10 protein-coding genes are annotated in these 12,333 nt (G+C 72.4%); 8 read left to right on the top strand and 2 right to left on the bottom strand.

From position 1 onward, the window contains the following. Positions 1–279 precede the first annotated feature (279 nt). The 5 genes from ACZ5ON_RS07775 (at position 280) to ACZ5ON_RS07755 (ending at position 5,412) form a co-directional block, all read left to right on the top strand. Entirely contained in the window at positions 280–1,869 is a 1,590-nt protein-coding gene (locus tag ACZ5ON_RS07775) for an acyl-CoA carboxylase subunit beta (RefSeq protein WP_465586943.1), read from the top strand. Between the two features lie 52 nt (positions 1,870–1,921). Further along, positions 1,922–2,140, top strand: coding sequence for an acyl-CoA carboxylase subunit epsilon (locus tag ACZ5ON_RS07770; protein ID WP_465586939.1), 219 nt, complete (start codon positions 1,922–1,924; stop codon positions 2,138–2,140). 179 nt (positions 2,141–2,319) lie between these two features. After that, positions 2,320–2,448, top strand: coding sequence for a morphogenic membrane protein MmpB (gene mmpB / locus ACZ5ON_RS07765; protein WP_465586936.1), 129 nt, complete (start codon positions 2,320–2,322; stop codon positions 2,446–2,448). 138 nt (positions 2,449–2,586) lie between these two features. Beyond that, positions 2,587–3,183, top strand: a complete 597-nt coding sequence (locus ACZ5ON_RS07760) for a nucleoside triphosphate pyrophosphatase (RefSeq protein WP_465586933.1) — start codon at positions 2,587–2,589, stop codon at positions 3,181–3,183. Between the two features lie 450 nt (positions 3,184–3,633). Beyond that, entirely contained in the window at positions 3,634–5,412 is a 1,779-nt protein-coding gene (locus ACZ5ON_RS07755) for an acetyl/propionyl/methylcrotonyl-CoA carboxylase subunit alpha (protein WP_465586929.1), read from the top strand. Between the two features lie 420 nt (positions 5,413–5,832). On the opposite strand, the gene ACZ5ON_RS07750 is transcribed toward ACZ5ON_RS07755, so the two are convergent. Together ACZ5ON_RS07750 and ACZ5ON_RS07745 are read right to left on the bottom strand one after the other, a co-directional pair. Next, a complete protein-coding gene (locus tag ACZ5ON_RS07750) occupies positions 5,833–6,759 on the bottom strand; it encodes a DeoR/GlpR family DNA-binding transcription regulator (RefSeq protein ID WP_465587162.1) in 927 nt (308 codons plus the stop codon). A 234-nt stretch (positions 6,760–6,993) separates the two neighbouring features. Then, positions 6,994–8,460 (bottom strand): NAD(P)H-quinone dehydrogenase, encoded by a 1,467-nt coding sequence (locus ACZ5ON_RS07745; RefSeq protein WP_465587159.1) that lies wholly within the window; start codon positions 8,458–8,460, stop codon positions 6,994–6,996. Positions 8,461–8,562: 102 nt separating this feature from the next. On the opposite strand from ACZ5ON_RS07745, the gene ACZ5ON_RS07740 reads away from it, so the two are divergent. The 3 genes from ACZ5ON_RS07740 (at position 8,563) to ACZ5ON_RS07730 (ending at position 12,167) form a co-directional block, all read left to right on the top strand. Then, the gene (locus tag ACZ5ON_RS07740) at positions 8,563–9,000 is read left to right on the top strand and encodes a gamma-glutamylcyclotransferase family protein (protein ID WP_465586925.1); all 438 of its coding nucleotides are present in this window, start codon (positions 8,563–8,565) and stop codon (positions 8,998–9,000) included. A gap of 365 nt (positions 9,001–9,365) precedes the next feature. Continuing rightward, the gene (locus tag ACZ5ON_RS07735; RefSeq protein WP_465586922.1) at positions 9,366–10,199 is read left to right on the top strand and encodes a purine-nucleoside phosphorylase; all 834 of its coding nucleotides are present in this window, start codon (positions 9,366–9,368) and stop codon (positions 10,197–10,199) included. A gap of 273 nt (positions 10,200–10,472) precedes the next feature. Then, positions 10,473–12,167, top strand: a complete 1,695-nt coding sequence (locus ACZ5ON_RS07730; RefSeq protein WP_465586919.1) for a phospho-sugar mutase — start codon at positions 10,473–10,475, stop codon at positions 12,165–12,167. The last annotated feature ends 166 nt before the right edge of the window (positions 12,168–12,333 follow it).

The following is a 12,333-nucleotide window of genomic DNA, read 5'->3' as shown; positions in this document are numbered from 1 at the left end:
GGCCCCCGAAACCCCTCAGGTGCAGGTGGGTGGACCGGGTGCCGCGCGGGCCCGGAGCCGCCCGCGCCCGGGGCCCTCGCACCGCCACCCCAAGAGGCGCCAGGCCGCCCCATGGTCCCGCAGAAAGCCGGATGAACACACTGTGTCGCTGGCCATAACCGCAAGCCGCCCGCGCTGGCTACGCTACCCAACGGTAGTTCGCAGCGCCGCCCTGCCCGCACGCGCCCTCACGCACGGGACCGAACAGGCCGCGGCCCATGGACCAGGGAGAGCCACCGGATGACCGAGGCGCCGTACGACCCGCACACCACCGCCGGAAAGCTTGCCGACCTGCGGCGCAGGCTCGACGAGGCGGTGCACTCCGGCTCCGCCGCCGCGGTCGAGAAGCAGCACGCCAAGGGCAAGCTGACGGCGCGTGAGCGAGTGACCGAACTCCTCGACGAGGACTCCTTCGTGGAGTTCGACGAGTTCGCCCGCCACCGTTCCACCAACTTCGGCCAGGAGAGGAACCGACCGTACGGCGACGGCGTGGTGACTGGTTACGGCACCGTCGACGGCCGCCAAGTGGCCGTTTTCGCCCAGGACTTCACCGTTTTCGGCGGTTCCCTCGGCGAGGTCTTCGGCGAGAAGATCGTCAAGGTGATGGACTTCGCGCTGAAGACCGGCTGCCCGGTCATCGGCATCAACGACTCCGGCGGCGCCCGGATCCAGGAGGGCGTGGTCTCGCTCGGCCTCTACGGCGAGATCTTCCGCCGCAACGTGCACGCCTCGGGTGTCATCCCGCAGATCTCGCTGATCATGGGCCCGTGCGCGGGCGGCGCGGTCTACTCCCCGGCCGTCACCGACTTCGTGGTGATGGCCGACCAGACCTCGCACATGTTCATCACCGGCCCGGACGTCATCAAGACCGTCACCGGCGAGGACGTCGGCATGGAGGAGCTGGGCGGCGCGCGCACCCACAACACCAAGTCCGGCAACGCGCACTACCTGGCCGCCGACGAGAAGGAGGCCATCGAGTACGTCAAGAACCTCCTCTCCTACCTGCCCTCGAACAACCTCTCCGAGCCGCCGGTCTACCCGGAGCATGCCGATGTGGCCATCACTGCCGAGGACCTGGAACTCGACACGCTCGTGCCGGACTCGGCGAACCAGCCGTACGACATGCACACGGTGATCGAACACGTCCTGGACGACGGCGAGTTCCTGGAGACCCAGCCGCTGTACGCGGGCAACATCATCACCGGCTTCGGACGGGTCGAGGGCCATGCGGTCGGCGTGGTCGGCAACCAGCCGATGGACCTGGCCGGCTGCCTGGACATCGCCGCCAGCGAGAAGGCCGCCCGCTTCGTGCGCACCTGCGACGCGTTCAACATCCCGGTGCTCACCTTCGTGGACGTCCCCGGCTTCCTGCCCGGCACCGGCCAGGAGTGGGACGGCATCATCCGCCGCGGCGCCAAGCTGATCTACGCCTACGCCGAGGCCACCGTCCCGCTGATCACCGTGATCACCCGCAAGGCCTTCGGCGGCGCCTACGACGTCATGGGCTCCAAGCACCTGGGCGCGGACCTCAACCTGGCCTGGCCGACCGCGCAGATCGCCGTGATGGGCGCCCAGGGCGCGGTCAACATCCTGCACCGGCGCGAGATCGCCGAGGCTCAGGCCGCCGGGAACGCCGACGCCAAGCGCGCCGAGCTGCTCGCCTCCTACGAGGACACCCTGCTCAACCCCTACCTGGCCGCCGAACGCGGTTACGTGGACGCCGTGATCGCGCCGAGCGAGACCCGTCGGCACATCGTCCGCGGGCTGCGCGCACTGCGCGGCAAGCGCGAGGTGCTGCCGCCCAAGAAGCACGGCAACATCCCGCTGTAGTCGGACCTTTCGCGCACTTTCGGACCGGTCCGAACAGGAAGAGGATATGAGCATGCCTCCGATTCAAGTGCTGCACGGGCAGCCGACCCCCGAGGAGTTGGCCACCGTCCTGGCGGTGGTCCAAGCCCGGGCCGCCGCCGCACAGGCCGCGCTCGACGCGGCCCGGCAGGCGAGCGGCCCGGCCTCCGCGTGGAACGACCGGGCCAGGCTGCTGCGCCGCATCCCGCGGCACGGCGCCCACGCCTGGCGCACCTCCGGCTGGGCCGGCTGACTCCGACAACGGCCGTCCGCTCCCCGCGCGGCTCCGCGAGGAGCGGACGGCCGCCCACCGGTCGGGCCACGGGGCGTGAGCGGCCACTACCCGCGGTGTCATGCGCGCACCAGAAAATGTGGACGAACTGAGTACGGATACTCAAGCGCCCGGCACACCTGCCGCCGCAGGCTTGGGGAATGCTGTGGTCAGATCCTCAGGACGAGCCCTCGGCCGAAACCCGTCAGGTGCAGGAGCGGCTGCGCCGGGCCGGCCCGGTGCTCGCCGTCCTCCTTCTGGTGGCCGCCATCGTGCTGATGGTGGTCTGAGGCTGCTGGCGGCCTGGAGTTGACGGTGGCCCGGGGTCGATGGCGGACCGAGGCCGTTGGCAGCGCGGGCGGGCCCGGGCCCGCCCGCGACGACGCTGCCGGACCGGCTCCACCGCCGAAGCGCATAGGCTTGGCCGCATGACCAAGCGCACCCTCGTCCTCGCCTCCGCATCCCCCGCCCGGCTCGGACTGCTGCGCCAGGCCGGCCTCGACCCGCAGGTGATCGTCAGCGGTGTGGACGAGGACGCGCTGACCGCACCCACGCCCGGCGAGCTGGCGCTGGTGCTGGCCGAGGCCAAGGCCCGCGCGGTCGCCGCCGAGCTCGCCGACGGCCAGCTGGTGGTCGGCTGTGACTCCGTCCTGGAGCTGGACGGCCAAGCCCTCGGCAAGCCCGCCGACGCGGCCGAGGCGCTCACCCGCTGGCAGTCCATGCGCGGCCGGGACGGCGTGCTGCGGACCGGCCACTGCGTCATCGACACCGCCACCGGCAAGCAGTCCTCGGCGACCGCCTCCACCACCGTCCGCTTCGGCAACCCGGACGACGCCGAGGTCGCCGCGTACATCGCCACCGGTGAACCGCTGCACGTGGCCGGAGCGTTCACCCTGGACGGCCGCTCGGCGCCGTTCATCGACGGCGTCGACGGCGACCCGGGCAACGTCATCGGCCTCTCGCTGCCACTGCTGCGCCGCCTGCTGGCGGATCTTGACGTCCGGCTGACCGACCTCTGGAACTGACGCCGGCCCAGGACGCGCCGACCCGGTTGCGCCGCGACGAGCCCCGGGGCCGTCGCGGCGTTTTTCCGTCCGGGGCTCCGACGCCCGGGCACCGGAGCCCGGTGGAGCGTTCGGACCGATTCCGGAACCGCGCTGTGGATCCGGACAGATCCCGACCCCGACATCTGTCACTCCGGTCCAGTCCCTCGGGGCGGCCCGGCCGATAGGCTGGCGCCGCTGCCGTCGAGCGACTGTGGCGAAGACCACGGCACCCGACGGGGCGCCACGGGTTGCCCCGGACCACCGACGACCACCGTCCAAGACCTCTCCCACCTGCGGAGCGTCCCGCTCCGTGCTCAACTGATCACGAATCAGCGTCACGCTCCGTGTGGGCAAGCTCACCACCTGGGGCTACTCGCCGGTACGACCCGGCAATCCCTAGACTCAACGAGGTTCAAGAAGGGAGCCACAGTGCGCAAGGTGCTCATCGCCAATCGCGGGGAAATCGCCGTCCGCGTCGCCCGGGCCTGCCGGGATGCCGGTATCGCCAGCGTCGCCGTGTACGCCGAACCGGACCGGGACGCGCTGCACGTCCGCGCGGCCGACGAGGCCTACGCGCTCGGCGGCGACACCCCCGCCACCAGCTACCTGGACATCGCCAAGGTCCTCCAGGCCGCCGCCGACTCGGGCGCCGACGCGGTCCACCCGGGCTACGGCTTCCTGTCGGAGAACGCCGACTTCGCGCAGGCGGTCATCGACGCCGGCCTGACCTGGATCGGCCCGCCGCCGCAGGCCATCCGCGACCTCGGTGACAAGGTCACCGCCCGGCACGTCGCCCAGCGCGCTGGCGCGCCGCTGGTCGCGGGCACCCCGGACCCGGTCTCGGGTGCGGACGAGGTCGTGGCGTTCGCGACCGAGCACGGCCTGCCGGTCGCCATCAAGGCCGCGTTCGGCGGTGGCGGCCGCGGTCTGAAGGTCGCCCGCACGCTGGAGGAGATCCCGGAGCTCTACGAGTCGGCGGTCCGCGAGGCCGTGGCCGCGTTCGGCCGCGGCGAGTGCTTCGTCGAGCGCTACCTGGACAACCCCCGGCACGTGGAGACCCAGTGCCTGGCCGACCAGCACGGCAACGTGGTCGTCGTCTCCACCCGTGACTGCTCGCTGCAGCGCCGCCACCAGAAGCTGGTGGAGGAGGCCCCGGCGCCGTTCCTGACCGAGGAGCAGAACGCCGAGCTGTACCGCGCCTCCAAGGCGATCCTGCGCGAGGCGGGCTACGTCGGCGCCGGCACCTGTGAGTTCCTGGTCGCCCAGGACGGCCTGATCTCCTTCCTCGAGGTCAACACCCGTCTTCAGGTGGAGCACCCGGTCTCCGAGGAGGTCACCGGGATCGACCTGGTCCGCGAGATGTTCCGGATCGCCGACGGCGAGCCGCTCGGCTACGACGACCCCGAGGTGCGCGGCCACTCCATCGAGTTCCGCATCAACGGCGAGGACCCGGGCCGCAACTTCCTTCCGGCACCGGGCACGGTGACGCTGTTCGCCCCGCCGTCGGGCCCGGGTGTCCGGCTGGACGCGGGCGTGGAGAGCGGCTCCGTCATCGGCCCCGCCTGGGACTCGCTGCTGGCCAAGCTGATCGTCACCGGTGCGACCCGCAAGCAGGCGCTCCAGCGGGCCGCCCGCGCCCTGGCCGAGTTCAAGGTCGAGGGCATGGCCACTGCCATCCCGTTCCACCAGGCCGTGGTCACCGACCCCGCGTTCGCGCCCGAACTCACCGGCAGCGACGAGCCGTTCAAGGTCTTCACCCGCTGGATCGAGACCGAGTTCGACAACACCATCCCCGCCTTCACCGGCGCGGGTGGCGACGGCGAGGAGCCCGAGGGCCGCGAGACCGTCGTGGTCGAGGTCGGCGGCAAGCGGATCGAGGTCTCCCTGCCGTCCTCGCTCGGCGTCTCGGCCGCACCCGCCGTCGGCGCGGGCGCCGGCAAGGCCGTGGCCAAGCGCCGGGTCGGCGCCAAGAAGGCCGGTTCCGCGATCAGCGGTGACACCCTCGCCTCGCCGATGCAGGGCACCATCGTCAAGGTCGCCGTCGAGGAGGGCCAGACCGTCGCCGAGGGCGAGCTGATCGTCGTCCTGGAGGCGATGAAGATGGAGCAGCCGCTCAACGCCCACAAGGCGGGCACCATCGTCGGCCTCAAGGCCGAGGTCGGCGCCAGCGTCAGCAGCGGCGCCGCCCTCTGCGAGATCAAGGACTGACACCCTCGCAGCAGTCACGACCGGTCCGTACACCCCCGGGGTGTGCGGGCCGGTCGTCTTTTCACTGGCTTCAGCGCTGGTGAAAAGGAGAGGCGGACCGGCCTCGCCCGGGTGGCGGGCGGTCGTTGCGAGGCCCGCGCCGGTCGTTGCGAAGCCCGCGCCGTCGTTGCGAAGCCCGCGCCGGTCGTTGCGAGGCCCGCGCCGCCCGGCGGGAGATCCGCGGACTGCCGCCGGCCCGTCACACCCGGCTGAACGCGTGCCCCATCGCGCGCCCGCGGTCGGCCGGACAGCACTCCCCGCGCCCCTGCGGGCTCACCGGTAGCCGAACAGGCCGACCCGTCCGGGGTGTTGCAGCGCCCCGCGCCCCTGCGGGCTCACCCGTACGGGGGCGCAACGGCTTGGTTGAACGTTCCGCTGGCGCTAGCGGCCGCGCGGTGCGCCCAACTCCGCCAACCGGCCGGGGAGTTGCCCGGGCGGACCGCCGTGCACACCGGGCCGCCGCGGCCCGGGCAGCGGCGCGGGAGCGGACGGCGGCCCGCTGCGCCGCGGCACCACCGGGGCCGTCGGCATCGACTGGTGCACCGGCGGCTCGGCGTGCAGCCCGAGCGGCGCCACGGCGATCTGCACGCCGCAGTCGGCCAGTGCGTCCAGCTCGCGCGCGGTCGGGTCCTCCGCGGTGGCCTGCTCGTCCGTCACCAGCCGGGTGATCGCCTCGGTGGGCACCGTCTGGAACATGGTGTCCGCGCCGAGCTTGGTGTGGTCGGCGAGGACGATCACCTCGGCGGCCGACTGCACCAGCGCCCGGTCCACGCTCGCGGAGAGCATGTTGGTGGTCGACAGGCCTCGGTCGGCCGTCAGCCCACTGCCGGAGATGAAGGCCTTGGAGACCCGCAGGCCGTGCAGCGACTGCTCGGCCCCGCTGCCCACCAGCGCGTAGTTGGAGCCGCGCAGGGTGCCGCCCGTCATCACCACCTCGACCCGGTTGGCATGCGCCAGGGCCTGGGCGACGAGCAGCGAGTTGGTCACCACCGTCAGACCGGGGACCCGGGCCAGCCGGCGGGCCAGCTCCTGGGTCGTGGTGCCGGCGCCGACCACCACGGCGTCCCCCTCCTCGACCAGCCCCGCCGCGAGGTCGGCGATGGCGCTCTTCTCGGCCGCGGCGAGGTGGGTCTTCTGCGGGTAGCCGGGCTCCCGGGTGAAGCCGCCGGGGAGCACCGCGCCGCCGTGCCGGCGGTCGAGCAGCCCTTCGGCCTCCAGGGCCCGGACGTCTCGGCGTACGGTGACTTCGGAGGTCTGGACGACGCGGGCCAACTCACGGAGCGACACGGCTCCGTTGGCGCGCACCATTTCGAGGATCAACTGGCGACGTTCTGCTGCAAACACAGAACCGACGGTAACCTGAATGACCGTCTGCTTTCAGGCGTTTGCTCCTGGTAACGGGAAATGCTCACACCGGAGCAGCGCACGACCGTACAATGCGCGCCGCCGGCAGGCCTGTTCCGCGCCCCGCCGCCCGGGTGACGGCGCACGCCCGCGAGAGCGGCGGCCGCACCGGCGGCCGCCTCAACTCGCTTGAGCGGCTCAGGAGTCCGGAATCTCCCGCTTGCGGATGTGCAGCTGCCGGGCGGCCTCCGCGGTGGAGCCGGAGACGGACGGGTAGACCGTGAACGCGCTGGCCACCTGTTCGACCGTCAAGTTGTTGTCCACGGCGAGCGAGATCGAATGGATGAGTTCGCTGGCCCGGGGGGCGACCACCACGCCGCCGACCACGATGCCGGTGCCGGGGCGGCAGAACAGCTTCACGAAACCGTCCCGGATGCCCTGCATCTTCGCCCGCGGGTTGCCGCGCAGCGGGAGCTTGACCTCGACGGCGTCCATCTTGCCGCAGGAGACGTCCGCGGCGGTGTAGCCGACGGTGGCGATCTCCGGGTCGGTGAAGACGTTGGAGGCCACGGTCTTGAGGTTGAGCGGCTGCACCGCGTCGCCCAGCGCGTGGTACATCGCGATCCGGCCCTGCATCGCGGCGACCGAGGCGAGCATGAAGACACCGGTGCAGTCACCGGCCGCGTACACGCCGGGGGCGGTGGTGCGGGAGACCCGGTCGACCTGGATCTGGCCCCAGTCGTTGAGCTTGACCCCGGCCTCCTCCAGGCCCATGTCGGCGGTGTTGGGGATGGAGCCGACCGCCATCAGGCAGTGGGTGCCGCGGATGACCTTGCCGTCGGAGAGCGTGACCTCGACGTGGTCGCCGACCCGCTTGGCGGTCTCGGCCCGGGAGCGGCTCATCACGTTCATGCCGCGGCGGCGGAAGACCTCCTCCAACACCTCGGCGGCGTCCGGGTCCTCGCCGGGCAGCACCCGGTCGCGGGAGGAGACCAGGGTGACCTCGGAACCGAGCGCCTGGTAGGCGCCTGCGAACTCGGCGCCGGTGACACCGGAGCCGACCACGATCAGCTCGCGCGGCAGCTCCTCCAGGTCGTAGACCTGGGTCCAGGTCAGGATGCGCTCGCCGTCCGGCTGGGCGTCGGGCAGCTCGCGCGGGTGGCAGCCGGTGGCGATCAGCACGGCGTCCGCACGCAGCGACTCGGTGCTGCCGTCCTCGTGTTCGACGACCACCTCGCGCGAGCCGTCCACGTGCTGGCCGCCGGCGCCCAGGCGGCCCTTGCCGCGCAGGACCGTCACGCCCGCCCGGGTCACGGACTGGGTGATGTCGTGGGACTGGGCGATCGCCAGGCGCTTCACCCGCCGGTTGACCTTGCCGAGGTCCACGCTGAGCACCCGGGAGGGTCCCTGGCTGCAGTCGGCGATGGTGATGCCCAGCTCCTCGTAGGAACTGTCGAAGGTGGTCATCACCTCGGCGGTCGCGATGAGGGTCTTGGACGGAACGCAGTCCGTCAGCACCGCCGATCCACCCAGACCGTCGCGGTCGACGACGGTCACCTCCGCGCCGAGTTGGGCAGCCACCAACGCTGCCTCGTATCCGCCGGGTCCGCCACCGATGATCACGATCCGAGTCACGTCCACCATTGTCCCGCACGCCGGAACCAAAGCCACGCCGGGGGCGTTGCCATATGTTCGCCCCCGAGCCGGTGTGACGGTGGACACTCCCCGCCCCGCACCCGCGCGCACACCTCACGTAGGCTGACGCCCATGCCCCTCTACGCCGCGTACGCCACCAATCTCGACGCCCGGCAGATGAGCCGTCGCGCGCCCCACTCCCCGCTGCGCGGCACGGGCTGGCTGGACGGCTGGCGGCTGACCTTCGGCGGCGAACACCTCGGCTGGGAGGGCTCGTTGGCCACGGTGGTGGAGGACGAGAAGCACCAGGTCTTCGTCTCCCTCTACGACGTGGCGCCGATGGACGAGGACGGTCTGGACCGCTGGGAGGGCCTCCAGCTCGGCCTCTACCGCAAGATCCGGCTGCGCGCCCAGACCCTGGACGGGGACATCCCGGTGTGGACGTACGTCCTCAACGACTACGAGGGCGGACTGCCCGCCGCCCGCTACCTCGGGCTCATCGCGGACGCGGCGGAGAGCGCCGGCGCCCCCGCCGACTACATCACGGAGCTGCGGCACCGGCCCTGCTGAGCGCCCTCCGGGGAGAACGGCCGGGCGGGTACGCCTCCTTCGAGCGCGGTGCGCCTCTCACCGGCGCCGGATGAGCCGCCTGGACCCTGCCCCGAGGTCACCCGGCACCGGCGGCCGCCCGGCCGCACCTGCCCGGGGGTCGCACCGCACCGCACCGCACCGTACCGCACCGAGAGCGTCCGGGTCCTGCCCCCGGGAGCGTCCGGCACCCCCTTCTCCGGTTGTTCCGGACTCAGAGGTTCCGACAGTCCCAAGTCGCGAATACCGCCCGTGGCCTGTCGTTTCGGGTCAGCCGGGTAACAAATCGGCATGGCTTGAGCGAACTGTCTACGCGCGTAGGCCGAATCTTGTCTATCCTCGGCGATGTGAACGCAACTCCTCAGTCGGTCGTCTCCGCCGACCCCTACGCCGCCGCCCAGGCCGCCGCTGCGCGCCTGCGCGAGCTGACCGGTGCCGAGCGCCACGACTTCGCCCTTGTGATGGGCTCCGGCTGGGTGCCGGCCGCCGACGCGCTGGGCGACCCGTCGGCTCCGGGCAACTTCGAGTTCCCCATCACCGAGCTCCCCGGCTTCCCGGCCCCCGCGGTCGCCGGCCACTCGGGCAAGATCCGCTCCGTCAAGATCGGCGACAAGCGCGCCCTGATCTTCCTCGGCCGCAACCACTACTACGAGGGCTACGGCGTGGCCACCGTGGTCCACGGTGTCCGCACCGCGGCCGCCGCGGGCTGCGAGGTCATCGTGCTGACCAACGGCTGCGGCGGTCTCCGCCAGGGCTGGACCCCCGGCCAGCCGGTCCTGATCAGCGACCACATCAACCTGACCGCGGACTCCCCGATCGTCGGCGCCAACTTCGTCGACCTGACGGACCTGTACTCGCCGCGCCTGCGCCAGCTCTGCCGCGAGGTGGACCCGTCGCTGGACGAGGCCGTGTACGTCCAGTTCCGCGGCCCGCACTACGAGACCCCGGCCGAGGTCAACATGGCCCGGGTGCTCGGCGGTGAGCTGGTCGGCATGTCCACCACCCTGGAGGCCATCGCCGCCCGCGAGGCCGGCGCCGAGGTGCTCGGCATCTCGCTGGTCACCAACCTGGCCGCCGGCATGACCGGCGAGCCGCTCAACCACGAAGAGGTGCTGGAGGCCGGCAAGGCCAGCGCCGAGCGGATGGGCGCGCTGCTGGCCAAGGTCCTTGAGCGGATCTGAGCCGGAGCTGACGCAGAATCAGTAAAGGGGTCTTCGGGTGCAGCTCGCCCGGAGGCCCCGTCTGCGCGTCGACGTCCCTCCGACCCCTCGGAGGGAGCCGCGCAGCGTGACTCCGCCCTCCCGGCCCCGGGAGGGCTTCTCGCTCCCGCGACGGCCAGGCCCTGGCCGTTGCCCGAAGACACGCGGCGACCGTACCGCGACGCGCAACGCCTTGAGCGGCAGAGCAGCTTCCCCCCTTCGGGTGACACCGAAGGTCTCACGAGAAGAGACGAGATGGCGCAGGCATCCACCACCGACCTCCTCGCCCGGGCCCGGACCTGGCTCGCCGAGGACCCCGACCCGCAGACCCGCGAGGAACTGACCGCACTGCTGGCCGCCGCCGAAGGCCCCGACGCGGAGAGCGAGGAGCGCCTCGCCTGGTCGCACCTGGCCGAGCGCTTCGCCGGCCGGCTCCAGTTCGGCACCGCCGGACTGCGCGGTGAGCTCGGCGCGGGCCCGATGCGGATGAACCGCGCCGTGGTGATCCGCGCCGCCGCCGGCCTCGCCGCCTACGTCAAGAAGCAGCAGCTCGGCGACCTCGTGGTGATCGGCTACGACGCCCGTCACAAGTCGTACGACTTCGCCCGCGACACCGCCGCCGTGATGGTCGGCGCCGGGCTGCGCGCCGCCCTGCTGCCGCGCGCGCTGCCGACCCCGGTCCTGGCCTTCGCGATCCGCCACCTCGGCGCCGCCGCCGGTGTCACGGTGACCGCCAGCCACAACCCGCCGCAGGACAACGGCTACAAGGTCTACTTGGGCGACGGCTCGCAGATCGTCCCGCCCGCCGACGCCGGCATCGCCGACGAGATCGACGCCATCGCCTCGCTCGCCGACGTGCCGCGCGCCGAGAGCGGCTGGGAGGTGCTCGGCGAGGAGGTCGTCGACGCCTACCTGAACCGCGCCGTCTCCACCGTCGAGGCCGGTGGCGCCCGCGACCTGAACGTCGTCTACACCCCGCTGCACGGCGTCGGCCGGGACGTCCTGCTGTCCGCCTTCGAGCGGGCCGGCTTCCCCGCCCCCACCGTGGTGGCCGAACAGGCCGAGCCGGACCCGGACTTCCCGACCGTGTCCTTCCCCAACCCGGAGGAGCCGGGCGCGATGGACCTCGCGTTCGCCACCGCCGCCTCCGTGGGCCCGGACATCGTCATCGCCAACGACCCGGACGCCGACCGCTGCGCCGTGGCCGTGCCCACCGGCGACGACGGCGGCTGGCGGATGCTGCGCGGCGACGAGGTGGGCGCGCTGCTCGGCGAGGCCCTGGTCGCCAAGAAGGCCGTCGGCACCTTCGCCACCACCATCGTCTCCTCCACCCTCCTGGGTCGGATCGCCGCCGCGGCCGGGCTGGACTACACCGAGACGCTCACCGGCTTCAAGTGGATCTCCCGTGCCGACGGCCTGCGCTACGGCTACGAGGAGGCGCTCGGCTACTGCGTCGACCCGTCCGGCGTACGCGACAAGGACGGCATCACCGCCGCCCTGCTGGTCGCCGAACTGGCCGCCACCCTCAAGCAGTCCGGCCGCACCCTGACCGACCTGCTGGACGACCTGGCGCTGGCGCACGGCCTGCACGCCACCGACCAGCTCTCCGTCCGGGTGCAGGACCTCTCGCTGATCGCCGACGCGATGCAGCGCCTGCGCGAGCAGCCGCCGACCGTGCTGGCCGGTCTGCAGGTCACCCGGGCCGACGACCTGGCCGCCGGCTCCGCCGAGCTGCCGCCCACCGACGGCCTGCGCTACTACCTGGCCGGCGACGGCGTGACCTCGGCCCGGATCGTGGTCCGGCCGTCCGGCACCGAGCCCAAGCTGAAGTGCTACCTGGAGGTCGTCCTCCCGGTCGCCTCCGCCGCCGAGCTCGCCGAGACCCGCCGCCGGACCGCCGAGGTCCTGGACGCCGTCAAGCGCGACCTCGCCGCCGCGGCCGGCATCTGACCGCGGCGCAACGCGCGAACGGGCCCGGGGGGGGGGGGGGTGTTTGGGGGGGGGGTGGGGGGGGGGGGGGGGGGGGGGGGGGGGCCGCATCCACGAACGACGCCGCACAGAAGAAGAAAAGGCGCAAAAAAAAGCGCGGGGGGGGGGCGACCCCAAAAAACCACCC

Source organism: Kitasatospora sp. NPDC032150 (assembly GCF_055579945.1).
Note: the sequence above shows the minus strand (reverse complement) of the source record. Positions and strands in the feature narration are given on the sequence as shown.